The 268-nt window shown below is 66.8% G+C and carries 1 protein-coding gene; it reads left to right on the plus strand.

From position 1 onward, the window contains the following. Nucleotides 1-165 (plus strand): hypothetical protein (locus M2D63_RS25815; protein WP_285865892.1); only part of this gene is annotated, 165 nt, incomplete at its 5' end. Nucleotides 166-268 lie beyond the last annotated feature (103 nt).

Below are 268 nucleotides of genomic sequence, written 5' to 3' on the forward strand. Positions count from 1 at the left end.
GGCGAGCTGTTCCACGTGTACACCGAGCCGTTCGAGGAGCGCTTCTTCTTCGAGATCATCCAGCGGCGCACTGGCTACAGCGGTTATGGTGCGGCCAACGTGGCCGTGCGTCTGGCCGCCATGGCCCAGGCGCGGGGCGGGTCGCCGGCGCCGGCGCGTTTGTAGTCAGGCTTTCTTCCTCAAGTCCCGGGGCTCATACTCACCGGGGTAAACCGTGGCCAAGAGGCCCGTATGACGACTACCCCAGCACATGGCGCAGCGCCCGGAC

The organism is Pseudomonas sp. BJa5 (assembly GCF_030272875.2).
Lineage (GTDB): Bacteria > Pseudomonadota > Gammaproteobacteria > Pseudomonadales > Pseudomonadaceae > Aquipseudomonas.